Genomic DNA, 25011 nt, shown 5'->3' on the forward strand with positions numbered 1-25011 from the left:
GGGTGATAAAACATGGCTTCAACCAATCCATATAAAGATTTGGTACTATTAAAAGAAAAATTAAAACCACTTATGGAGGAGTTTAAAGAAGCTCATCAAATAAATATTATTTTAAAAAGTACAACTTCAGCAAAAGAGGTATATTTACTTAGTAAAGTAGGGATGGAGGATGGATTGTTTGAGATTTATCATACTAATAAAGGTAAAACTACTTTAAATGCTACTGGTAAGAATAAGGAAATAGGTGAAAAGTTAGCCTCTTTTTTAGCATCTCATGTAGCTGAGGAAAAGGGTCGAATTAATATGACTTTAACAGGATATGAGTATGAACATATTCTTCCTATTGTCGAACTGATGTTGGATAAAAAAACTGAAAGTGATCAACAAGTGTTCGAGTTTACAAAAACTAATGAACCTCATGCTATCAGATTCGATATAGTTAATTTGATTGATAAGGACAGTTTGCAAGTAACAGTTTACAATTCTAAGAAAGTAGTTATTAAAGGTCTTCCTTTATCTTGTTACCATGAGTTTATTTTTCAATTTTCAATATTGTTAGATGCTAAAGGTTTAGCATATGTAGTTAGTCGAACTGATGAAAGTTGCATTCAGGTTATTGAAAATAAGACAGTTTTAAATAATTTGGAAGCTAAGTTGGATGGTACTTTTCCGCGTATACCTAAAATTTTACAAGATATGCTGATCAGTGGTGCATCTTTAAAAAGTGTATCTTTTAACTTACCTGATTATAGCTGTTTCCTATATGCAGAATTGCGTGCATTAGAAGGTGTTTTGAAAGATATTCTTGGATCTTTTGATGATATTGATCTAGATGAAAAAACTATAGGAGAACATTTTGATAAGATCAGTGTTCAAAAATTTACACTTTCGGCTGAATATTGTTCTATAATAAATAATAAATTGTTAAGTGATGCGCTTAGTGATGCATATTCTTTCTTTAATCATCAAAGACATACATTATTTCATGTCAATAACATAGTTGTTACTACACGAATTTTGATGAACTTTGATCAAGTCCTATCTCTGACAGATGAAGTTTATAGTTTAATAAAAAATTTATATAAAGCCATGCCATGAATACTGTTCGAATCTTATCGGATAAAAATATCGCCATTGTAACTGCATATGATGATATTAATCCTATAAATCATCTTAGCCGTATCTCCTCTGATCTTTCTCATAAGCAGTTCAGAGGAATGGTCTTATTTGATTTGTTTTTTTTCAATGGATTCTCTTTTAATCGCTTTGCATCTATAAATTTTGATGGTAATAAATTTATTAAAAAAACTATTCAAGTATTTGCTCATGTAGATCCTGAACTAGAAGCTCAACAGAATGATTTATTACTCAAAAATAGAGAGATAGTAAGTCAAAGTGTTTTATCAAAAAGAGAAATTGAAAACTTCTATAATTTCTAACTATTTGAGTGATATAAAACTTATACAAGTAAAAACCTATATATTATTTTTTAATTAAAGTTTTATTTAAAAAAAATCCCCTCAAGTGAGGGGATTTTTTGAATCAAACTACTGCATTAAAGCGCAGCAATTTGCTCCATATTCGCTTTAACTTTCTCTAACTGAGCAGCAAACTCAGCAAGCTTCGCTTTTTCACCCTCAACAACTGCTGCTGGTGCTTTAGATACAAAGCCTTCATTTGCAAGTTTGCCCGCGATTTGATCGTGTTGCTTTTGGATTTTATCCAAGTCTTTTTGCAAACGAGCAAGCTCAGCTTTAGGGTCAATTAAGCCTTTCATTGGTACAAATACCGATGCATGGCTGACAACACTAGAGCAAGACAATGGCGGTTCTTGGTCTTTATTCAAGAACTCAATGCTTTCAACTTTAGCCAATGCTTTGAACAATGCTTCAATACGAATGATTTGTTCACGTTCAGCGTCAGAAGTGTTTTGAAGTAGCACTGGCAATAAGCGCGCATTACCTAAGCCTAACTCACCACGAATGTTGCGTACCGCACCAATTAAACCTTGAAGCCATTGCATGTCTGCTTCAGCTTGTTCATTGATTTTTGCTTGCTCAGGAATAGGGTATTGAGCAGTCATAATCGTTGGACCGCCTTTACCAAGCATCGGTGCAAGCGTTTGCCAGATTTCTTCTGTCAAATACGGCATTAACGGATGAGCCAAACGTAAAGAAGCTTCCATCACTGCAAGCAATACACGGCGTACTTCAGCTTTACGCTCTTCTGCAACTTCTGCATCGTTAAGAACTGGTTTTGTTAACTCAACATACCAGTCACAGTATTCATTCCAGATGAAGTCATAAATCGCTTGTGCAGCAAGGTCTAAACGGTACGTTGCAAACGCTTGGTGTACAGCAGCTTCTGCTTTTTGCAGACGGCTCATAATCCATTGTTCTGGAAGCTCCCAAAGGTCAGGACGAGCGTCAGTACCAACAGTTTGACCTTCAACATTCATCAGAACGAAACGAGTTGCGTTCCAGATTTTGTTACAGAAGTTACGATAGCCTTCAACACGTTTTAAGTCGAACTTGATGTCACGACCAGTGTTTGCAAGCGCACAGAACGTGAAACGAACTGCGTCAGTACCATAGGCATTAATACCTTCAGGGAACTCTTTGCGCGTTGATTTTTCAATCTTCGCAGCATCTTTCGGGTTCATTAAGCCAGTAGTACGTTTTGCAACTAAGCTTTCTAAATCAATACCGTCAATCAAGTCTAATGGGTCAAGTACGTTACCTTTAGACTTAGACATTTTTTGACCTTCACCATCACGTACCAAGCCGTGAACGTAAACAGTCTTAAATGGTACTTGCGATGAACCATCTTCATTTTTCATGAAGTGAAGGGTCATCATGATCATGCGGGCAACCCAGAAGAAAATGATGTCAAAACCAGTCACCAACACATCTGTTGGGTGGAAAGTTTTTAAGAAATCATTTACTTCATCTTGCTTCGCATCGCCAGTCCAACCTAAAGTTGAGAATGTCCAAAGCGCTGAAGAGAACCATGTATCAAGAACGTCTCCGTCTTGTTTAAGTTCAACGTCAGCAGCGATATTGTTCTTCGCGCGTACTTCTTCTTCGTTACGACCCACATAGATGTTGCCATTCGCATCGTACCAAGCTGGAATACGGTGACCCCACCAAAGCTGACGTGAAATACACCAGTCTTGAATGTCACGCATCCACGCCATGTACATGTTGCTGTACTGTTCTGGAACAAACTTAATACGGCCATCTTGAACTGCTTCAATTGCAGGTTCAGCAAGTGGAGCAATTTTTACATACCATTGGTCAGTTAATAATGGCTCAATGATCACGCCTGAACGGTCGCCACGTGGCGCTTTCAAGTCATACGGTTGAATTTGATCTAACCAGCCTTCAGCTTCAGCTTGAGCAACTAATTTTTTACGTGCTGCGAAGCGTTCTAAACCAGCGTATTCCGCAGGTGCAGTAATGGTTTTAGAAATTTGTTCGCCAGCTTTGGCAATATATTCAAACTCACCTAAAACTTCGGCATTTTTGTTGAAGATATTAATGATTGGTAAGCTATTGCGTTTACCTAGGTCATAGTCGTTAAAGTCATGAGCAGGCGTGATTTTTACACAGCCAGTACCAAAGTCTTTTTCAACGTAGTCGTCAGCAACGATCGGAATTAAACGACCAGTAATTGGCAATACAATATTTTTACCAACAAGGTGCGCATAACGCTCATCTTCAGGGTGAACAGCAACCGCAGTATCGCCCAGTAAAGTTTCAGGACGAGTCGTTGCAACTACTAAATAGTCTTTGCCGTCTTGAGTTTTAACTGATTTATCTTCAAAGAAATATTTAAAATGCCAAAGTGAGCCTTTTTCTTCTTTGCTTTCAACTTCAAGGTCAGAAAGAGCAGTTTGAAGTTTAGGGTCCCAGTTTACAAGGCGCTTACCACGGTAAATTAGACCGTCTTCGTGCAAACGAACGAATACTTCTTTAACTGCGTTTGATAAACCTTCATCCATCGTGAAGCGTTCACGTGACCAGTCTACAGATGAACCTAAACGACGAATTTGTTTAGTAATCGTGCCGCCAGATTGTTCTTTCCATTCCCAAACTTTTTCGATGAACTTATCACGGCCCAAGTCATGACGAGTCACACCTTGCAAGCCAAGTTGACGCTCAACAACCATTTGAGTTGCAATACCAGCGTGGTCAGTACCCGGTTGCCACAAGGTGTTTTTACCCATCATACGGTTATAACGGGTGAGGGCATCCATAATGGCATTGTTAAAACCATGGCCCATGTGCAAACTACCAGTGACGTTTGGTGGCGGAATCATGATACAGAATGATTCACCGTGACCAGAAGGTTTGAAGTAACCTTGTTCTTCCCACGTTTGGTACCACTTCTTTTCGATCTCGGTTGGATCGTATGTGGTCGCAATATTTTGAGCGGTTTGAGCGTCAGTCATAGTAGCTTAGATCGAATATGCATAAAAAATTGCACCTATTGTAGCAAAAAAATGCCTCGAAATTAATGTACTGAAAACAGATAAACGGTTTTGTATTTTTTTCAAAAAACGGTAGATTTATGAAAGATGGATCACAATTTAATCGTGTAGAGACACGGCACAAAAATTACAAAAGAATTGAAAAAGGATGTTGCTTATGAGTTATGAAGTTTTTTTGAAAATTTCCGATTCAACTTATACCCAATTCGAGACCATTCGGCAGAAACTGCATGATGGAGTAAGACAAAGTCAGGCAAAACCCTTAGGCGATGTACTCTCTGATCTTTCTTGTGAAATTATTGAGCAGGTTTTTTCTGTACTTTTACAGTCAGGGAATACAACCATATCCCCAAAACAGCAAGCTGAGTCTGAAAAAGTAGTTCAGCAAGTTTTAGAGACTTTTCGAAAATACATGCCTTGGTCAGTTTCATTCTTTAGCAATGAACGTCTTTTACCTTTAGTCGACTATATGACATCTCTGATGAAAGAGCAGGGACAACAGGTTTATATTACCTACCCAGTTACACTTCAACTCGTGCAACAAGCCGAAACTCTGACTCAGCAAATTCGTGATGGGAATATGCAGAGTGTTGCAGCTGCTTTTGAGACCCTCATTCAAATTGTAGATTTAGGCGTAACAAGCCTAGTACGTGAACCTAAAAAGCGTTTAAAATTTAATTTAGTTGTCGATAAAACCCTGAATGGGGTCATCAACATGACGACGCATTTAGGCTATAAACGTTTGGAAAAGTTAGGTACTCAGGTCGATCAGACCACAGCAACTCATTATATCAACCACTTTTTGGCCTTCATGCATCAAGCAGCATAATTTAAAAAGATAATAGGAACATAAAGCATGGCCAAACTTGATACTTTGCAAAATAAAGTGGTATGGATTACGGGAGCATCTTCTGGTCTGGGTAAAGCCTTAGCAGGCGAGTTGGCTTTGCAAGGGGCGGAGGTTGTTTTGACCTCGCGTCGTTTTGAAGAATTAGAAGCAGTTCGGGTTGGTTTGTTAAACCCAGACCATCATTTGTCTGTGGTTGCAGATATTACTGATGAAAAACAAGTTGATGAGGCTTATAAGCAGATTTTAAAAGCGAAAGGCAGAATTGACTGGCTCATTAATAATGCAGGTTTGAGCCAACGTGCTTTAATTGAAGATACGACGATGGCAACCGAACGGGCCATTATGGAAGTCGACTATTTCTCACAAGTGGCGTTAACCAAAACTGTGCTTCCGACCATGCTAAAACAAAAGTCTGGCCGAGTTGTATTTGTTTCGAGTGTGGCGGGTTTATTGGGTACTCAGTACCGTGCAAGCTATTCGGCTGCTAAAGCTGCAATTCATATGTGGGCAAATAGTTTACGTGCTGAGGTTGCTGATCAAGGCATTGAAGTTTCAGTTATTTTTCCAGGCTTTGTAAAAACAAACGTTTCTTTTAATGCATTAAATGGCGCTGGGCAACCTCAAGGTCATCAAGATGAAGCCATCGAGAATGGTTTAGAGGCAGATGTATTTGCCCAACAAGCAGTTAAAGCATTAATGCAAGGCCAAGAATATATTGTTGTTGGTGGAGCAAAAGAAAAACTAGGGGTTATGGTTTCTCGGATGTCACCAAAACTTCTTTATAAAATGATTCGGAAAACAAAAGTAAAATAAAAAAGTGATTTTGCCATGCTAAATTGATGGAAAACCCGCATAGAAGGTTCACCATGGATCAAGATTATCACCGTATTTTAGAAGTCATTACGCGTTTTCAATTGGTCTTTGACCAGAAAAATTGGGACGCTTTCGATGAGTTATTGGCAGATCAACTTGAGGTGGACTATTTCCAGTTTAGGGGAGAGCCTTTATGTGTCGTGTCTTGTCATGAATATAAAGGTTCTCGGCAACAGGCGTTGTCCCATCTTCGGTTGCAACATAACTTAAGTAATCCGATCATCCGTATTGAACAAGATCGGGCATGGTTAGAGTGTAATTATCAAATTTACCGTTTTTCAGAAAATGATTATTTTCACTCTTTTGGTCGTTATTATTTTACTTTGGCAAAACAACAGGACAGTTGGAAAATTAACGGAATTTGCCAACATTTAACTAAAAATATTGGCAATCCACGCATTCATTTTTCTAGTGTAGGGCAGTATTAATCTTTTACTGCTGTACCGTAGGCAAAGACTTCAACCATTCCGCCCTGCATTCCGAGTTCGGTTGTACTCAGCCGAACTCCCATAATATGGCTGGCTCCTGCGGTATGTGCTTGTTGTTTTAAACGGACAATCGCTTCACGGCGAGCACGCTCAACTACACTTTCATAACTGGTGAGTCGACCACCCAAAACATTCTTAATGGATGCCAATACATATTTAAAGTAGTCATGAGAAATCACGACATTACTGCTAATAAAATGGCCTAGTTGATCACTCGTTGCAAAACGATTCGTATCAATTCTGATATGGGCCAGTCGTTGCTCTTTTTCTAGAAGTTCTTTCAAATGTTTTCGTTCAATATGGCGCCCAAAACCCCAACCAATACTGAAAAGAATCAGAAAAATAACAAGCTGAAAAATAAGATTTTCCATTTTCTACCTATGCACTAAATGGATCTGGTAGATGGGGTGCTTGAGGCTGTACGACCACTGCTGTGCCATATACAAATAGTTCGGAAGCACCTTGAGCAATATTTGAAGTTGAAAAACGAATACCGACAATTGCATTCGCACCCAGTTGCTGAGCTTTGGCAATCATACGATTCATGGCTTCTTGGCGGGATTCTTCTAATAATTCGGTATAACCTGTAAGTTCACCACCCACAATATTTTTTAAACTCGCCATCAAGTCACGGCCAACATGTTTACTACGGACTGTACTTCCATAAACAACATCAAGCTGTTTTAAAATCTGGTGGCCCGGAACACTTTCTAAATTACTCAGTAACATTATTTTTTATCAATCTAAATCTCTTAAGGTTTCAAGATAAGAAATATTCACATGAGATGCAATAAAAAAGCCCACCGAAGTGAGCTTTTATAGATAAGTTATCTAAAACTTATTGCTTTTTAAGTTCAGCACTTGATGGTTGATTAGCTACTGTATCTGAAGAGTTTGCTTTTAAACCACCACCTAGAGTTTTGTATAACTCGATTTGGTTGTTTAAGTTAGCTTGTTGAAGCAATAGTAAACCTTGTTCTGCTGAATAAGATGAACGCTGTGCATCAAGAACTGTCAAGTAACTATCAATACCAGCACGGAAGCGGGCATTTGATAATGTGTAGTTGCGATTAGTTGCTTCTACTAGACGTTGTTGAGCTGTTAAACGTTCACCAATATTGGCACGAGTTGCAAGCGCATCATTAACTTCACGGAATGCAGACTGAACTGATTTTTCATAATCAGACAATGCAATTTTCTGATCGGTTTCAGAAATTTTTACATTGGCACGACGTGTACCCCAGTCAAAGATTGGTAAATCTAGACTTGGTCCAACTGACCACACAAATCCACCCGACTTAAATAGATCACTTAAGTCAGTCGATGCGTAACCTGCCGAACCCGTTAAGCTAATTGTTGGGAATAAACGTGCTTTAGCAGCACCAATATTCGCACCAGCAGCGCTTAAGTTATATTCGGCAGCTTTTACATCTGGACGATTGTTAAGCAAGTCACTTGGTAAACCAGCTGTATATACATTCTGTTGAGTAATGCGTTTTACAGGTTGGTTTGGCAACAAGTTTTGCGGAATCGATTGACCTGATAACAAGTTCAACAAGTTTTGTGCTTGAGCCATCTGAGTTTTGTAGTTCGCTACATCGTTACGCGCAGTTTCTACAGAAATCTGTGCCTGACGTAGTGGAACTTCACTGTCGATACCCACATCAAAACGTTTTTTGTTGAGGTTGTAAGAGTCTTGCTGTGCTTTAAGCGTTTGCTCTGCAAGCTTTAGATTCGCCGATGCAAAAGAATAGTTCAACCATGCTTGAGCAACCTGACTAATCAGACTGATTTGTGTCGAATCACGTGCACTTTGCGTTGAAAGATAACTATCTAATGCAGCATCTTTCAAGCTACGAACGCGGCCCCAAAAATCAAGCTCATAGGCAGTTACACCCAAACCCACCTGATAGGTAGAGTAGGGGTTATTCGGATCACGGCTTTGAGAAACCTGACGAATTGCACTACCACTTGCTCCGATGGTTGGAAGCTGGTTGTTTTGAGTAATTCGATATTGCTGTTGAGCACGTTCAATATTGAGCGTTGCTGTACGTAAGTCACGGTTGTTGGCAAGAGCCAAATCAATCACTTCGAGCAAACGAGGGTCAGAAAAGAACTGTTTATAACCCTGTTCTGCAATAGACGTACCAGAAGCACTGTTATATCCATAGCTTTGTGGTATATCGGTTTTCACGACTGGTTCTGGGCCGCGCATGCTTTGACAAGCTGCCAAAGCAAGCGCAAGTGCAGATACCGCAATGCTACGACCTGAAATAGACCATACTTTTTGCATCACGATTTATGCTCCTGAGTGTTTATGGTTTTTGGTTTGTACTTAAAGATACTACGAATCCACACATAGAATACAGGGATAAAGAAGATACCTAAGAACGTTGCACTGAGTACGCCACCGAGTACACCGAAGCCGACTGAGTGCTGACTTCCTGCACCAGCACCTGTTGAAAGGGCAAGTGGAAGTACACCAAAACCGAAGGCAAGGGTGGTCATAATAATTGGACGTAAACGCATTTTTGAAGCATGTAAAGTTGCATCAAGTAGGTCTTCGCCTTTTTCCTGCAACTCTTTTGCGAACTCAACAATCAAGATCGCATTTTTTGCAGAAAGACCAATTACCGCGATCATCGCTACCTGGAAGTAAATGTTATTTGAGAGATTTGGATCTCCTTTAATAATCATACCCAAGTAAGTCAATACGATTGCACCAATAATACCAAGTGGTACTACAAGTAAAACCGAGAACGGAATAGACCAGCTTTCATATAATGCAGCTAAGCAAAGGAAAACGATTAACAATGAAAGAGCATAAAGGAATGGAGCTTGAGCACCAGACTCACGTTCTTCAAGTGATAAACCTGTCCATTCATAGTCGAAACCTTGTAAGCCCATAGATGGTAGCTTAGCAATAATTTCTTCCATGGCTTTCATAGAATCACCAGAACTTACGCCCGGTGCAGGTGTACCTTGAATGTTAACCGATGACACGCCGTTATAACGTTCAAGACGAGGAGAACCATACGTCCATTCGCCTGTAGCAAATGCAGAGAACGGTACCATTTCACCTTTGCTATTACGTACATACCACTTGTTTAAGTCTTCAGGCATCATACGGCTACCCGAATCACCTTGAACATAAACTTTTTTCACACGACCGCGGTCAACGAAGTCGTTAATGTATGAGCCACCCCATGCAATACGCATAGTGTTGTTAATGTCAGCAATGCTAACGCCCATAGCACCAGCTTGAGCCTGATCTACATTAATTTGATACTGAGGTGTATCTTCTTGACCATTAGGACGTACCCCTACAAGACGCTTATCTTGTGAAGCCAAACCTAAAATAGTGTTACGTGCGGCAATCAGTTTCTCATGGCCTTGACCACTTGAGTCTTTAAGCTGCAAGTTAAAACCAGCAGTTACACCGAGTTCAGGCATTGCTGGAAGCTGTAATGGCATGATGTAAGATGCGTCTTTGACGATCATGTTTAATGCCATACCGCGCTGAATTAACGCACCAATTTGAGATTCTGGTGAAGTACGTTCACTCCAGTCCTTCAATTTAACGAAGCCAATACCAGCATTTTGACCAACACCCGTGAATGAGAAACCTGAAACGGTGAAAATAGATTCCACTGTATCTTTTTCATTCATGAAGAAGTTTGTCATGGTATCAACAACTTTATTCGTACGATCAAGCGTTGCATTTGGTGGTAATTGTACAAGTGTCATGACCACACCCTGATCTTCTTCTGGTAAGAATGAAGATGGGAGTTTTTGGAACAAGAACACCAATAGACCAATCACTAAAGCGTAAAGTACGCCAGAGAAGATTTTGCCTTTAAGCATGCGGCTAACACCATTTTGGTAGCTATGCGACATGCGGTCAAAACCGTTGTTAAATCCTCTGAAGAAACGAGCAAAAATATTATTGCTTGGTTCTTTGTTAGGATCATGCTGTTTTAAAATTGTTGCACAAAGTGCTGGCGTAAAGGTTAACGCTACAATTAACGATAAAACCATTGCTGTTACAAGGGTAATCGAGAATTGACGGTAAATTACACCAGTCGTACCACCAAAGAAGGCCATTGGTACGAATACCGCTGTCAATACGCTTGTAATACCAATTAACGCACCAGAAATCTGTTGCATTGATCGTGAAGTCGCCGTGACCGGATCGGTATGCTCTTCACTCATCACACGTTCAACGTTTTCCACTACAACAATCGCATCATCGACCAGAAGACCAATTGCCAATACCATGGCGAACATGGTTAAGGTGTTAATTGAGAATCCAAAGATATTGATGACAGCAAATGTACCTAACACAACAACAGGTACTGCAAGTGTAGGAATGATGGTTGCACGCCAGTTCTGCAAGAACAAGAACATGACAATGAATACTAAAATTACCGCTTCAATTAATGTGTGTACAACACTTTCAATTGAAAGACGAATAAATGGAGTAGTGTCATAAGCCAGCTTGTCTTGTAGACCCGCAGGGTAGTTTTTACGTAATTCAGTTAAACGGTGTTCAACAGCGTCAGCGGTATCAAGTGCGTTGGCACCAGTTGCAATTTTAATTGCAAGACCACCAGCAGGTTTACCATTAAACTTCGAATCAAACTGATAGTTATCAGAACCTAACTCTACACGAGCAACGTCTTTTAAACGAACTTCAGCACCTGATGCTGTGTTCTTTAAGAAGATATTTTTAAATTGCTCAGGTGTTTGCAACAAGCTTTGTGCATTCACTGTCGCGTTAAGCACTTGACCTTGTACCGCTGGTGCTCCGCCTAACTGACCTACAGCAACTTGTGAGTTTTGCGCTTGTAAAGCAGTCGCAATATCACTTGGGGTTAACTGGTAATTAGTCAATTTTGCAGGGTCGAGCCAGATACGCATAGCGTATGAACCACCAAAAACCTGTACCTCACCAACACCAGCAACACGGCTAAGTGGTTCTTTAATTGATGAGTTTACGTAGTCTTTAATGTCTGAGTCTGAAAGGCTGTTATCTGGCGAATAGAATGCAATAACTTGCAAGAAGCTTGCGCCAGATTTGGTAACTGTCACACCTTGACGTTGAACATCTTCAGGTAAAAGAGCAGTTGCAGATTGGAGTTTGTTTTGAACCTGAACCTGTGCAATATCTGGATCAATACCTTGTTCAAAGTTTAATTGAATAGAGGCCTGACCGTTACCCGCACTGTTAGATGAAATATAACGTAAACCATCTAGACCATTCATTTGTTGTTCAATGATCTGGGTTACGGTGTTTTCAACAGTCTCAGCCGATGCACCAGGATAAGTTGCAGCAATTGTAACTGTCGGTGGTGCAATCGTCGGATACTGTGCAATAGGCATTTTTGTGAGCGTGAGAATACCCGCCAACATAATGACTAATGCAATCACCCACGCAAAAATGGGGCGATGAATAAAAAATTGTGCCATTCAATCTACCCCTTATGCATTAGATGCTTTCTGTTCTGCTTGAGGTTTACCTGATTGAGCCGGTTTTGTCGCATTTGGAGCTGCACCTTGAGGGGTCGCTGGTTGAGCTTGGTAAGGTTTTGCTGACACTTCTTGCCCTTCTTTAACTTTGGCAACACCATCAACAATCACTTTATCACCAGCTTTGAGACCATTGGTCACAATCCAGTTTTGTCCTTGAACACCAGAAGTTTCAACAGGACGACTCTCAACAGCACCTTTGGCATTAACAAGCATTGCCATGGCTTGACCTGTCGGTAAACGTGTAATTGCAGCTTGAGGAATCAGATAAGCATTTGGAACTACACCCTGAACAATTTGTGCAGTTGTGTACATGCCTGGAAGTAACAGATGATTCGGGTTCGAGAATACGGCACGTAAAGTAATCGTTCCTGTATCCTGATTTACAGAAGCATCAGAGAAAGCAAGTTGTCCTTCGATTGGATAGGTTGAACCATCTTCGAGCTTCAATTTTACTTTCGTGTTGTTACTATTGTCTAAACTACCTTTACTCAATTGTTGACGTAAACGTAATAACTCGGCGCTAGACTGGTTAATATCAACATAGATTGGATCTAACTGTTGAATCGTCACTAAAGGATCAGTTTGGTTTGCAGTGACTAAAGCACCAGCTGTTACAGAAGAACGTCCAGACTGACCAGAAATTGGTGAGCGAATTGTAGAGTAACCTAGATCTACGTTTGCATTTGTTACTTGAGCCTTCGCTGCAGCAACTTGTGCTTCTGCAACGTTAACTTGACCAAGTAAGTCGTCATACTCTTGTCTAGATACAGCGTTACTCGAAACAAGTTGCTTATAACGGTTTAACTTAGTACGTAGGGAAGCTAGATTTGCCTGTTGTTGTAAAAGTGCCGCTTTTGCATTTTCGAGCGTTGCATGGTTAGTTCGAGAATCAAGTTGATAAAGAGCCTGACCTTCACGAACATAACTTCCTTCAGCAAACAAGCGTTTTAAAATTACGCCACTTGTTTGAGGGCGAACTTCAGAAATTTGATATGCTGAAGTACGACCAGAAAGTTCAACGCTTTGTTCAACACTTTGTGGTTGAGCAACAATAACACCTACTTCAGCAGGCGGCATTTTCTGAGCAGCAGCAGCTTGCTGTTTCTCATCGGAGCCTTTGCCACAACCAACAAGTGCGATACTTGTTGCTAATGCGCAAGCAGTAAGGGCAGGAGCCCAAAGCTTAGCCGACATCATTGTTCCACCTCGTTAGATAAAATCTAAAAATATATTTGTTTTTTACTTAACCTACTTTGTGTTTGTAATAACCAGAGCCAAAGCAGTGCAATCCAAATAAAACCTATGCCCCAACCGGCGAGTACATCTGTTGGAAAATGAACTCCAGCATATATTCTTGAAAGCCCCATACAGATAAACCAAAGACAGGAGATCAAAATGATAGAAGGAGAGTTAGTGTTGGGCTTATGGCATAACATTATCATTGCCAGACAGGCCAGTGTTGATGCATAAACACTGTGTGCACTTGGGAACGATGCACCGTAACTTTCGACAATATGATATACCTGTGGGGGTCTTGGGCGGTCCACACACCACTTGAGCAGCCAACCCATGGTGATACTGCCAATAACTCCCACGCTAATGAAAATAACAGTAATATATTTTTTATACCATGCCTGATATATACATACCAGAAAGGATAAAAAACATACAAAAGGCATACCACCTACACGTGCCAGAAAGATCGTAATAAAGTTAAGATAATCTGATCGGTGTTCACTCAATATTTGAACGCTCAGGAGATCCATAGATTGAAGTCTTGGTACAAAAAGACCAAGCACACCTAATCCAAAAAAAATACAACCAATAAAAAGCAACATATAGGGCATGTATATACCTTTGCTTATTCAAGCAGTGTCCACTACTGAAAGCCGTTAAAAGTGTACTTGCCAGTACACTTTTTTTCAAGCCTGATAGATCATCGTAAATTCATTTTGAAAATTTTTTAACATTTGGAAAAACAATCACAACAAAATTGACGGAATTCACATTTTGTGTACAAAGCAAAATTCTTAATGCTCTGCCTTTTTTCCACTATTTGTTGTCGTATTTTCTTCAAGTTCTAGAGGTTGTTTTGGTGGCCAGAAAAAATCGCTTGGGCGAGTCAGAAAATGGGTCATTACCAGTTTAGCTAAAGGTTTCCACTGTTCAAAGCGAACTCGACGTGCCCGTAGTGCCACAATAATGGTTAAGGTGAAACTAACGAATAAGTTAGTGAGACCAATACATAACACGCCTAAAAAGGACACGATAATCAGTCCGATATCTGGGCTGCCGTTAATTGTCATTAAACCTTGAATAAAGTTAGCCGAGGCAAAGGCAATATGGCGAATATCCAAAGGTAAACCTAGAATAAAACCTATGGTGCCCATACTCCCTAACATAATCCCGAATAAGAAGTTACCAGCTAGAGCTCCTAAATTGCGCTCAATATATTCAGCAAAACGGTTGAGGCGATCTTGTCCTAACCAGTTTGCTAAACGGCGATGTGCTCTAAGGCGTGGACCGACTTTCCGGTAAACAGCCATATTGTCGAAGTATCCCGCAATAAGGCCTGACAAAAATAAGCAAACTCCGGCTATGGCTGCATGTGGAACTGCCAAAGAGGTGAAGGGATTTAGGCTGTGCAACAAATAAGTTGCTTTAGTATGAGTTAATAAAGGCTCATCAAGATAGAACTGCCAAGCAAAAGTAATGAGTGCAGCAGTAGGAATCGCAATTGAAATATTGCCTAAAATAGCAATGAATTGTGTTCGAATAATATTAATAATCAGAGCCGCTAACTCTGCAATTTGAGCTGTTTTAGAGCCTTTGCGTTGTTGTACCGTTGCAGCAAGGGCAGCAGCAGTCATCGCGGGTTGTTTGGTTGCAACTGTGAAATGTAGAACATGAATCAGAATGAACCCTAGAGAATAATTCATACTGAAAGTAAAGGCTTGCATAAGCGGAGCCATGGTCATTCTTGCTGCAAGAATTTTTAAAGATGCCATACAGGCAATAATGACACCCGCTCCAGCGGCAGCTTTATACATGCCCCAGAAACCTTTTGTATCGGTACTTACATAATGTTCGCCTGTTCGGCTAGCATTTTCAGTCACTTGAAAGGCAATAAGTTCACTTGTCGTACTTAATAAAGAGCGAACACTTTTTTCACTGTAGTGCGCCTTGGTTAAATCGGAAATAAGATGTCCTAAAGAGACATATTTTCCTTTACTGTTATCTACAACCAAATAAAGCAGTAATTCAATTCGGTCGAGGCACTGCTCAAGCAACGACAATAAATAAGTCAAACTTAAGCTGACACCAATTCTTTTGGTGGCACGGCGAATCTTTAAAACCACATCCCGACATTGTTCCAGCATAACAAATGCTTGTGATGCATCCGGAGGAGAAATAACTGCAATTTCATGTTCAGAAAGTTCTTGTTTTTTATACTTTTCGATAAACTCAATAATTTCACGGTTCTGAACTAAAAATGGTGATTCATATTCCGTTAATTCCGGTTGAGCATTAATAAATTCAGGGTAAAGGCCAATTCCACTAATTCGATAAGTTAAGACGGTAATTGCTTTAATCATTTCACTCTGAATGACAAGCTTTTCGTCTACATTACTTTGGCTTTGTCCAATAAGACTGAATAAATTTGCCCAATCTTCATCATCAATATTATTGAGCCAGATTTTGTCACTTTCTAAATAAAAAATTCGACCAATTAATATTTTGAGTTGGCTTGCATCTTCGATTAACGGTAAAAAATGTGCTCCGAGTCTTTGCCCGAGTTGGTTCCAGAAACCATCTAAAGATAAAATTCCGCTATCGGCATACAAGCTGACTTGTTTATAACGATTAATTAGACGTAATAAAAAAGTTTGTAGTAGGAAGGGGGCTGTAGGTGTGCGTAATAGGCTCTCAATTAAAGCCTGTATTTTTTGCTTTATCTCATCCGTATCATGAGGATCGGATGGACGAATGGCATTGACTAATTCAATGATTGGATTTTCGTCAATGACAGCTTGAGTATCCTCAAGCTGTTTCTGTATTTTTAAAAAATGATCTGAAAAATTTATATGCATAGGCAAAATAATATCTATTGTATTCGATGTAACGCAAGCTGAGTTAAGTTAATCAAAGCCTGACGATATGGTGTATCGGGTAGGTTTGATAAAGCTTGCAGTGCTGCTTCTGTTTCTTCTTGGGCACGTTGGTGACAATAATCTAAAGCACCAGACTTCTGTACAATTTCTATAACTTGAGATAATTGGTCCACTCCACCAGTTGCGATACTGCGACGAATAATCGCATGCTCATCACCTGTTGAGTGTGCTAATGCAGAAATTAACGGTAAAGTTGGCTTACCTTCCATTAAATCATCACCAATATTTTTACCTAATGTTTCAGCATCTGAAGTGTAGTCTAAAATATCATCAATAATTTGGAATGCATTACCAAAATGGCCAGCAAATAATCTCAAAGGTTCACGATACGCTTCTTGTCCAGCCAAAATAGCAGCGCCTTCTGTAGCCAGTTCAAACAGACGAGAAGTTTTACCGTGAATAATTTTTAAATAAGTTTCTTCTGTTGTATCTGGTTGATGTTGCGATTGAAGTTGTAATACTTCACCTTCCGCAATTTCACATGTACCTGTTGAAAAGTCTTTCAATAAAGTCATGTTGTTTAAATCGACCAGTAAATCGAAAGCACGTGCAATGAGGAAGTCACCGACTAATACGGCTGTCTGATTGTTCCATGTCGCATTTGCTGTAGGTCGACCACGACGAAGCCCAGATTCATCTACCACATCATCATGGACTAATGTCGCGGTATGCAACATTTCAATGATTGCAGCCAGACGCTGTGCGTTTGCCATGTTATCTAGGCCACATGCGCGAGCAGCGAGTAAGCACATGATTGGGCGCATACGTTTTCCGCCAGCCTCAACAACATGTTTGCTGACAGACATGACTAAACCGACTTTTGAGCTAATTCCTTCATTAATCAAGTGATCCATCGCAGCAAAGTCTGAGGCAACAGGCGCAAGAATGTCTTGCTTGAAATCGATGACCATATGAAGAAAAACCCCGTATTGGTAGATAAGTGGCGTTAGTGTATCAAGTAAAGGTGTGTTGCACAGGTTAACAAGTGGCTGATATTAATCATTTCTATTGTCTTTATGCGTTCTTTGTTCTTTATTTAAGCAAAACATGATATTTCCGGCAAAACAATAAATTTAATGACATCAGCATTAATACAACTTGTTCTTGTCGCAATTTGTGTCTGGAACTGTATTTTAATTTTCATTCAGAATCAATGAAAACTGCTAAATTCCAATCTAAGCTGCTCGTTGATTTTGTAAAAATAAGGCAATAGACTTTACTGATAAACAGAAAATACTTGTCGTTTGATCAAATTTCACTTAAAATCTGTCGCCTTATATAACCCCAGTGGCGAGCGTTTTAAGATCGATATATCCCTTATCGGCACGTCGACACGGGCTAATTGGAGTACATTATGTACGCAGTAATCCAAAGCGGTGGTAAACAGCACCGTGTAGTTGAGGGTGAGACCCTTAAAGTTGAATTATTGAAAGCTGAATCTGGCGCGACTATTACATTTGATGATGTATTAATGGTTGTAAACGGTGATAGCATTCAAATCGGTGCTCCAGTTGTAGCTGGCGCTAAAGTAACTGCAGAAGTGGTTGGTCATGGTCGTCACGACAAAATCCGCATTATCAAAATGCGTCGTCGTAAACATTACCGTAAACAACAAGGTCACCGTCAATGGTTCACTGAGTTGAAAATTACTGGTATTTCAGGCTAATCACGAGGAGTAAGAGACATGGCAACTAAAAAAGCCGGTGGATCGACGAAGAACGGTCGTGATTCAAACCCAAAAATGTTAGGTGTTAAAATTTACGGCGGTCAAGCTGTAACTGCTGGTAACATCATCGTTCGTCAACGTGGTACTGAGTTCCACGCTGGTGCAAATGTTGGTATGGGCCGTGACCATACTTTATTTGCTACTGCTGACGGCGTAGTAAAATTCGAAGTGAAAGGTCAATTTGGCCGTCGCTACGTAAAAGTTGAAACTGTTTAAGTTTTAGCTTCAAAAAAAGCCCACATTTTGTGGGCTTTTTTTATGGAATCTAATCTGGTTTATCTTCATCATGATGAATGAAATTCTACAAACAACATGAATAACATAACAAAATATCTTATTTTCTCAATGATTAGCACAGAGTTTGTCGGTTAATATGAGTCTTGAATTAAGAGCTTGCTAATTTTTTATAACTTTGAAAGATGGCAAGTTGTCTTACAGCAACTAAAAAGGTGATGACATGAATATGCTTCGTAAAACTATGTGTGCTATTACACTCAGCGCGTCAGTGCTTGCTCCTGTAATGAGTACTACAGTGTTTGCTGCGCCTGTAGCAGCACCGGAGCAACAGGCAATTGGGAACCTGGTTAATCAGTTATCAGGATTACAGCGTTTGACTGCCGATTTTGAACAAACAACTAAAGCCAATACAAAAACTGTGGCACAGAAAAAGAGTTTAAGTGCACAGCATATGAACCAGACATTTAAAGGGTCAATGAAAGTTGAACGCCCTGGGAAATTTTATTGGGAAACGGTGAGTCCTGCTAAACAAACGATTGTAACGAGTGGAAAAACAGTTTGGATTTACGACCCCGATTTACAACAAGCTGTACGTCAAAGCTTAGATGATCAGGTTGCAGATACACCAGCACTATTGTTATCTGGTAACACCAATCAAATCATGAAGTCTTATCGTGTAACACAGCCAGATAAATCAAAACTCTATTTCACATTATTTCCGAAAAAAGAAGATGGTGCTTTCCAAAGCTTAACGATTAGTTTTGGAGCAAATAAAGCGCCTACGCTTATGGTGTTACAAGATTCACTAGGTCAAACTACCTATGTTCGTTTCAAAAACGTGAAAGTAAATGCTTCAATTCCAGCATCTGTCTTTAACTTTACGCCACCAAAAGGCACAGATGTTATTGACCAATAATTAATCCTTTTCGAAAAAGCTACCTTTCACTGTAGCTTTTTTTATATTAGAGAGATAGATACATTTTTTAACCCCGTCTTATTCTTACGCTTTGTATAGTGATAGAGGTAAATTCATGGGGATTATTATGCGACTTTACGATAAAAAAATTATTTGTATTCTTCCATTAATGGCTGCAATGGCAATTGTGAGTGGTTGCCAACCCAAGTCGGCAGCCAAAGAGGAGCAAGCCGCTTCGACTGCAAAAGTTAAAGAGACTAAAGAGGCTGGTGTTCCTGTTATTCAGGCAAAAGTAATCCCAGTAAAATTGCCGAAATCAAAAGTTTGTTTAGAAGATGGTTGTACAGAGTATGACTTTCAAACGGTACAAACCAATCAAAAGTGGATTAATGATTACTTTACTAATCGAATAAAGAAAGCAGATCCGAATGCTTTTGCAAATTTGGCTGATCAGCCAGTCGATGTACCTGAAGGTGAGCCTCGTTCGAGTCAAAGTGCAATTTATGTCCGCTATTTGGGGCAAAATTATAACCTTGCAACTTTTGCGTTACAGACCTATTCATATTCTGCTGGTGCAGCACATGGCATGTCTCATCAAGAATTTGTGACTTTTGATTTATTAAATAAAAAGCACATTACTGTTGCCGAACTTATTCAGCCAGATGTTGAAAAACAATTAGTTGATGCACTTTTTGATGCGAATACAAATTGGCTTCAAGAGCACAATATCAGCCGTGAAAAACTGCAATTAAGTGATAATTTCTACTATGGCGCTAATGGTATTGTTTTTGTCTATCCAATTTATGAGTTGGCTTCTTATGCAGAAGGGATGACTGAATTAACATTGCCATATTCTGAAGCAGCTAAGTTCATTAAACCTGAGTATTTCCCAAGTGTGCCAAACTATAACTTGTAAAATAGGTGATCTATTCTAACAATTGTGTGAAAGCTATTCGTTATGAAGATGATCACTATATTTTTTAGTGTGAAGGCCTTACACTATAGCCAGTTTTTTACCCATATTATGATTGATTATGATCGACCCTAAGTTACTCAGAAATAATATTGAAGCCGTTAATGCGGCTTTGGCAAAACGTGGTGTTCAATTAGATGTTCAAGAATGGGCTTCTTTAGAAACTCGCCGTAAAGACTTGCAATCAAAAACTGAAAAATTGCAGGCAGAACGTAATGCCGGTGCAAAACAAGTGGGTCAGATTAAAAAATCCGGTGGCGATGCTTCTGAAATCATGGCGCGTATGCAAGCCATTGGTGATGAAATCAAAGCTGCTGAAGTTGCGTTGTCAGAGCTACAAAACGAGATTGAGCAAAAAGCGCTTAGCATCCCTAACTTACCAGATGAATCTGTTCCTGCTGGTAAAAATGAAGATGATAACGTTGAAATCTCAAAATGGGGCACGCCTCGTCAGTTTGATTTTGAAATCAAAGATCATACCGATTTAGGTGAGTGGATGGGCGGTTTAGAGTTCGAAACTGCTACTAAATTGACTGGTTCACGTTTTAGCGTATTGAAAGGTTCTTTAGCGCGCCTACAACGTGCGTTAACGCAGTTCATGCTTGATACCCATACGTTAAAAAATGGTTATACAGAAGCTTATGTGCCTTATTTGGTAAATGCTGATTCACTGCGTGGTACAGGTCAGTTACCAAAATTTGAAGAAGATTTATTTAAACTTCAAGGCGAAAAAGAATATTACCTCATCCCTACAGCAGAAGTTCCTGTTACTAACTTCGTTCGTGATGAGATTATTGATACCGAGCGCTTGCCACTAAAATACGCTGCACATACGCCTTGTTTCCGTAGTGAAGCGGGTTCTTATGGCCGTGATACACGTGGTTTGATTCGTCAGCACCAGTTTGACAAGGTTGAAATGGTGCAAATCGTTAAACCAGAAACCTCTATGCAAGCACTTGAAGAACTCACTGCACATGCTGAGGGCATTTTACAGGCACTTGGTTTGCCATACCGCAAAATTTTGCTCTGTGGTGGTGATATGGGTTTTGGTGCGACTAAAACTTACGACCTAGAAGTTTGGGTTCCAAGCCAAAATACTTACCGTGAAATCTCAAGCTGCTCTAATATGGGTGATTTTCAAGCACGCCGTATGAAAGCACGCTACAGAATGGATCAAAAGAAGATCGAATTGGTGCATACTTTAAATGGTTCTGGTCTTGCAGTTGGACGTACTTTGCTAGCAGTAATGGAAAATTACCAACGTGAAGACGGTTCTATCGAGGTTCCAGAAGTATTACGCCCATATATGGGTGGTTTAACATTTATTGATTAAGCTTTGCATCTAAATTGTGCACGGTTTTTGCTTAAACATAATCAGATGATTAATGTAGAGGTTTAAGGTGGATATTTTTCCAATCTCTTTAAAGTTGCAAGAGCAACGTTGTCTGATTGTGGGTGGTGGGCATATTGCGTTGCGCAAAGCAAACTTATTAGCAAAAGCAGGAGCAGTAATTGATATTATTGCTCCTGCGATTGAAGAGCAGCTTTTACAGTTAGTCAAAACGACAGATGGACAGTATTTTGCTGAGTCCTTTGTCGAAAAAATATTAAATACGCCTTATCGCTTAGTGATCGCTGCGACTAATGATGCACAAGTGAATAAAGCCGTTTTTGAACACTGTGAAGCGCGTAATTTGCTGGTTAATAGTGTCGATGATATTCCACACTGCCGTTTTATGGTTCCAGCCATTATTGACCGTTCTCCATTGATCATTTCTGTTGCCTCAAATGGCGCATCGCCAGTCTTATCTAGACAACTTCGTACTCAAATAGAAACAATAGTTCCTCATGGTATGGGTAAGTTGGCTGAATTTTCAGGTCAATGGCGTAAGCAAGTAAAAGAAAAGATTACTAACCCCGATGAGCGCCGAATCTTTTGGGAAAACTTATATGCTAGTCCATTAAAAGAACAAGTCTTTAATGACAATCTGGACGTGGCAAATGATTTAATTCAGCAAGCCTTAACAGAGTGGACCGCGCCTAAAGGTGAGGTTTACTTGGTAGGGGCTGGGCCGGGTGACCCTGAGCTACTGACATTAAAAGCATTACGTCTTATGCAACAAGCAGATGTTGTGATTTATGATCGTTTAGTATCTGAACCCATCTTAGAACTTTGTCGCCGTGATGCGACTAAGATTTATGTCGGTAAAGCCCGTTCAAATCACTCGGTTCCACAAGACGGTATTAATGCTTTACTGGTTGAATATGCTCAACAGGGAAAACGCGTTTGTCGTTTGAAAGGTGGTGATCCGTTTATCTTTGGGCGTGGTGGTGAAGAGATTCAAGAGCTAGTTGAAGCAAATGTCACTTTCCAAGTAGTACCAGGTATTACGGCAGCATCAGGCTGTTCAGCTTACGCTGGTATTCCGCTAACACATCGTGACTATGCACAAAGTGTCCGTTTCTTAACTGGGCATTTAAAGGAAGGTTCACCTGAACTCCCTTGGAATGAATTGGTTTATGAAAATCAAACTTTAGTTTTATATATGGGATTGGTTGGATTAGAGCGCATTTGTGAGCAACTTATTGCTCATGGTCAACGTGCTGATATGCCAGTGGCTTTAATCTCTAAAGGAACCACACCAGAACAAAAAGTTATTGTTGGAACATTAGCCGATATTGCGACTAAAGTGTCTGAACATCATATCGTAGCGCCGACTTTAACCATTATTGGTGAAGTAGTGAGTTTACGTGAACAGTTAAAATGGCAATAAGTTCATCTGAATTTATTGTTTGTTATTAAAGTCGAGAAAATTTGTGATTCATGTTGTCCTATACGAGCCTGAAATTCCTGCCAATACAGGCAATATCATTCGTTTATGTGCTAATACGGGCGCACAGTTGCATTTAGTCAAACCCTTGGGTTTCGAGCTAGATGATAAAAAGCTCAAGCGTGCAGGATTGGACTATCATGAATGGGCGCGTATGCAGATTTGGGACAATATTGAACTATGTCTTGCAGACTTAAAAGCCAAAGGTGTTGAGCATGTTTTTCCGCTCACCACTAAAGGTTCTGCAACCCCGCATACAGTTGATTTGAATCGACCTGTAGCTTTATTGATGGGGCCGGAAACGCGTGGTTTACCTGAGCATGTTCGTTTAATGTTTCCGCAAGAACAATGGATTCGATTGCCGATGGCTGAAAACTCAAGAAGTTTAAATTTGTCTAATGCAACAGCCGTCATTGTTTATGAAGCATGGCGTCAGCAAGGTTTCAAAAACTTAGGGTAAATGACTAAGTTTTAAATAAAAATAAGGCCACAATAGTGGCCTTATTTGTTTTTAGATTGTTTATTTAGGGAAAACCACACCACTTGCTAAATCATAGTTAGTCGGTGAGTTGGTATAGACCGATCCAAGTCGAACCGCAAAGAACCATCCTAATTTACCTTGATCTTGAATACGGTTTTCAACGATATAAGGCTCATCTAATTGAGATGCTGCATCTTCAATAAATACTTTATATTCAATAGGTCCTGTATTTTCACTGTCACGTTCAAATAAATAACCATCAACATTAAAGAAGCCAAGATTGTTATTTGCATCAACAAGTCTATAACCCTCTGCAGCTTGCTCTTTAAGAAGCTTTTCAAGTTTTATTGCATCATCTTTGTTAAATGGAATATGTTGTGGAACTTCAAAATAACGATAAGCATAAGTACCGTTATGCGTACTACTATTTACACATGTTGGTACGTAGAATGTGCCATTTGTTGTACCGTTATTGGTAAATGTCGAGTTTGCGTAGAGTAATTTGCACCCTTGAGCACCCAGTTCATTGAAAGCATTTATGATGCTAGTCCGAGATGTATTTGTTAAGAATCGGTTAGAGTAAGTATAAGTTGCTGGTTTTTTATCATTTTTAACAAATAAATATTTGTCTGTGTTTGATGCCACTTCTCCAAATGAAAGTTTATATATATAGCCTAAGCTACCTTGTTTGTTTAACTCATTCACCCATAGTAAATAACGGTTGGCTACTGAAGTAGTTTTTACATCAACCGTTTTATAGGTATATGTGTCCGTGGATTTATTGTTTTTTACATATAAATTTTTATACAGCGCAAAGCTACCGTCAGGGTTATCTAAACTGACTGATGGAGTAAGAAGGGCATAGCCTTGGCGTCCTTGGTCATTGAGTTGGTTCAATACATCTGCCCAAGATTCTTTATTATCTCCTAATCTATAACTTGCTGTTGCCAATACTTGAGTTGGCTTTTGCATACTTGCTGGTGGAGTCGTTTTTGTAAAGCATGTATTTATAAGATCAAAGTTTGCTTGCTGTAGATAATTATGTATTGCATTTGGCTGATCTGTAGGGACCAAACAGAATTGGTTTGCATTTTTAAACCCTAGAATAGCTGGCTGTTTTTGCTCCAATTCTCCAGCTACTACAAGCTGCCAATCTACTTTATTATAGCTTGAGGTTTGTATAGTCTGTGGTGCTCCAATATTTGAAACCAGACTAAAATCTTCAGCTTGGCGGTAACTTGCAACAATGTTACCTGTACAGTTCGATTCATTCTCATAACGTACTGTTTCACTGGTAAATCGAACGCTGTTATCAGAAACCTTAATGACGTTCATTTTTAGGGCAGAGCCGTTAATACAAGCTCCTTTACCTGCTAACCAACTTCCAACAAAGCGATCCGCTACACTTGTTGGTGTTGGTGTTGGTGTTGGTGTTGGTGT

The 25011-nt window shown here is 39.6% G+C and carries 22 protein-coding genes; 12 read left to right on the forward strand and 10 right to left on the reverse strand.

Features of this window, described 5'->3' with window-relative positions; genetic code table 11:
• Positions 1–12 precede the first annotated feature (12 nt).
• Both BMW38_RS13450 and BMW38_RS13455 read left to right on the forward strand, forming a co-directional pair.
• On the forward strand, positions 13–1098 hold the full coding sequence (locus BMW38_RS13450) for a type II toxin-antitoxin system RnlA family toxin (protein ID WP_244524348.1): 1086 nt from the start codon (positions 13–15) through the stop codon (positions 1096–1098).
• Positions 1095–1439, forward strand: a complete 345-nt coding sequence (locus BMW38_RS13455) for a type II toxin-antitoxin system RnlB family antitoxin (protein ID WP_092708920.1) — start codon at positions 1095–1097, stop codon at positions 1437–1439. Before BMW38_RS13450 ends, BMW38_RS13455 begins: the two co-directional genes overlap by 4 nt.
• A 116-nt stretch (positions 1440–1555) precedes the next feature.
• Here BMW38_RS13455 and BMW38_RS13460 read toward each other — a convergent pair whose 3' ends face one another.
• Positions 1556–4453: a valine--tRNA ligase gene (locus BMW38_RS13460; protein WP_092708923.1), complete on the reverse strand. Its 2898-nt coding sequence runs from the start codon at positions 4451–4453 to the stop codon at positions 1556–1558.
• 196 nt (positions 4454–4649) lie between these two features.
• On the opposite strand from BMW38_RS13460, the gene BMW38_RS13465 reads away from it, so the two are divergent.
• From BMW38_RS13465 to BMW38_RS13475, 3 genes are read left to right on the forward strand one after another with little or no spacing between them, the layout of a single operon-like run.
• Entirely contained in the window at positions 4650–5321 is a 672-nt protein-coding gene (locus BMW38_RS13465; RefSeq protein WP_092708926.1) for a hypothetical protein, read from the forward strand.
• 27 nt (positions 5322–5348) lie between these two features.
• Complete coding sequence (locus BMW38_RS13470) at positions 5349–6155, forward strand: SDR family NAD(P)-dependent oxidoreductase (RefSeq protein ID WP_092708929.1); 807 nt, start codon at positions 5349–5351, stop codon at positions 6153–6155.
• Positions 6156–6208: 53 nt separating this feature from the next.
• Entirely contained in the window at positions 6209–6643 is a 435-nt protein-coding gene (locus tag BMW38_RS13475) for a nuclear transport factor 2 family protein (RefSeq protein ID WP_092708932.1), read from the forward strand.
• Here the strand turns inward: BMW38_RS13475 and BMW38_RS13480 are convergent.
• The 8 genes from BMW38_RS13480 to sdsA form a co-directional block, all read right to left on the reverse strand.
• Complete coding sequence (locus BMW38_RS13480; protein ID WP_092708935.1) at positions 6640–7074, reverse strand: YbjQ family protein; 435 nt, start codon at positions 7072–7074, stop codon at positions 6640–6642. The two genes, BMW38_RS13475 and BMW38_RS13480, sit on opposite strands and share 4 nt — an antisense overlap.
• 7 nt (positions 7075–7081) lie before the next feature.
• A complete protein-coding gene (locus tag BMW38_RS13485; RefSeq protein WP_003655405.1) occupies positions 7082–7432 on the reverse strand; it encodes a YbjQ family protein in 351 nt (116 codons plus the stop codon).
• A 109-nt stretch (positions 7433–7541) separates the two neighbouring features.
• Positions 7542–8996 carry a multidrug efflux RND transporter outer membrane channel subunit AdeK gene (gene adeK, locus BMW38_RS13490; protein ID WP_092708938.1) on the reverse strand — a complete coding sequence of 485 codons (1455 nt, stop codon included), beginning with the start codon at positions 8994–8996 and terminating at the stop codon, positions 7542–7544.
• Positions 8996–12172: a multidrug efflux RND transporter permease subunit AdeJ gene (adeJ, locus tag BMW38_RS13495; RefSeq protein ID WP_092708941.1), complete on the reverse strand. Its 3177-nt coding sequence runs from the start codon at positions 12170–12172 to the stop codon at positions 8996–8998. The genes adeK and adeJ overlap by 1 nt, the downstream gene beginning before the upstream one ends.
• A 12-nt stretch (positions 12173–12184) precedes the next feature.
• Positions 12185–13432 carry a multidrug efflux RND transporter periplasmic adaptor subunit AdeI gene (adeI, locus tag BMW38_RS13500; RefSeq protein ID WP_092708944.1) on the reverse strand — a complete coding sequence of 416 codons (1248 nt, stop codon included), beginning with the start codon at positions 13430–13432 and terminating at the stop codon, positions 12185–12187.
• Positions 13433–13455: 23 nt separating this feature from the next.
• Entirely contained in the window at positions 13456–14082 is a 627-nt protein-coding gene (locus BMW38_RS13505) for a phosphatase PAP2 family protein (protein ID WP_004639128.1), read from the reverse strand.
• A gap of 183 nt (positions 14083–14265) precedes the next feature.
• Positions 14266–16326: a site-specific recombinase gene (locus tag BMW38_RS13510; RefSeq protein ID WP_092708947.1), complete on the reverse strand. Its 2061-nt coding sequence runs from the start codon at positions 16324–16326 to the stop codon at positions 14266–14268.
• 14 nt (positions 16327–16340) lie between these two features.
• Positions 16341–17318, reverse strand: a complete 978-nt coding sequence (gene sdsA, locus BMW38_RS13515; RefSeq protein WP_003655412.1) for an All-trans-nonaprenyl-diphosphate synthase — start codon at positions 17316–17318, stop codon at positions 16341–16343.
• A gap of 443 nt (positions 17319–17761) precedes the next feature.
• On the opposite strand from sdsA, the gene rplU reads away from it, so the two are divergent.
• The 7 genes from rplU (at position 17762) to BMW38_RS13550 (ending at position 23550) form a co-directional block, all read left to right on the forward strand.
• A complete protein-coding gene (gene rplU / locus BMW38_RS13520; RefSeq protein WP_004639133.1) occupies positions 17762–18073 on the forward strand; it encodes a 50S ribosomal protein L21 in 312 nt (103 codons plus the stop codon).
• 18 nt (positions 18074–18091) lie between these two features.
• Positions 18092–18349, forward strand: a complete 258-nt coding sequence (gene rpmA, locus BMW38_RS13525) for a 50S ribosomal protein L27 (RefSeq protein ID WP_003655414.1) — start codon at positions 18092–18094, stop codon at positions 18347–18349.
• A 241-nt stretch (positions 18350–18590) separates the two neighbouring features.
• Complete coding sequence (gene lolA / locus BMW38_RS13530; RefSeq protein WP_004789378.1) at positions 18591–19286, forward strand: outer membrane lipoprotein chaperone LolA; 696 nt, start codon at positions 18591–18593, stop codon at positions 19284–19286.
• 115 nt (positions 19287–19401) lie between these two features.
• On the forward strand, positions 19402–20202 hold the full coding sequence (locus BMW38_RS13535; RefSeq protein ID WP_092708950.1) for an RsiV family protein: 801 nt from the start codon (positions 19402–19404) through the stop codon (positions 20200–20202).
• A gap of 118 nt (positions 20203–20320) precedes the next feature.
• On the forward strand, positions 20321–21592 hold the full coding sequence (gene serS / locus BMW38_RS13540) for a serine--tRNA ligase (protein ID WP_017392554.1): 1272 nt from the start codon (positions 20321–20323) through the stop codon (positions 21590–21592).
• A 67-nt stretch (positions 21593–21659) separates the two neighbouring features.
• Positions 21660–23033, forward strand: a complete 1374-nt coding sequence (cysG, locus tag BMW38_RS13545) for a siroheme synthase CysG (RefSeq protein ID WP_092708953.1) — start codon at positions 21660–21662, stop codon at positions 23031–23033.
• Positions 23034–23076: 43 nt separating this feature from the next.
• Positions 23077–23550, forward strand: coding sequence for a tRNA (cytidine(34)-2'-O)-methyltransferase (locus tag BMW38_RS13550; protein ID WP_002116042.1), 474 nt, complete (start codon positions 23077–23079; stop codon positions 23548–23550).
• A 60-nt stretch (positions 23551–23610) separates the two neighbouring features.
• Here BMW38_RS13550 and BMW38_RS13555 read toward each other — a convergent pair.
• Positions 23611–25011: PT dipeptide repeat lipoprotein (locus tag BMW38_RS13555; protein ID WP_092708956.1), on the reverse strand; the 1401-nt coding region annotated here is incomplete at its 5' end.

This window comes from Acinetobacter sp. yr461 (assembly GCF_900110445.1).
Lineage (GTDB): Bacteria > Pseudomonadota > Gammaproteobacteria > Pseudomonadales > Moraxellaceae > Acinetobacter > Acinetobacter calcoaceticus.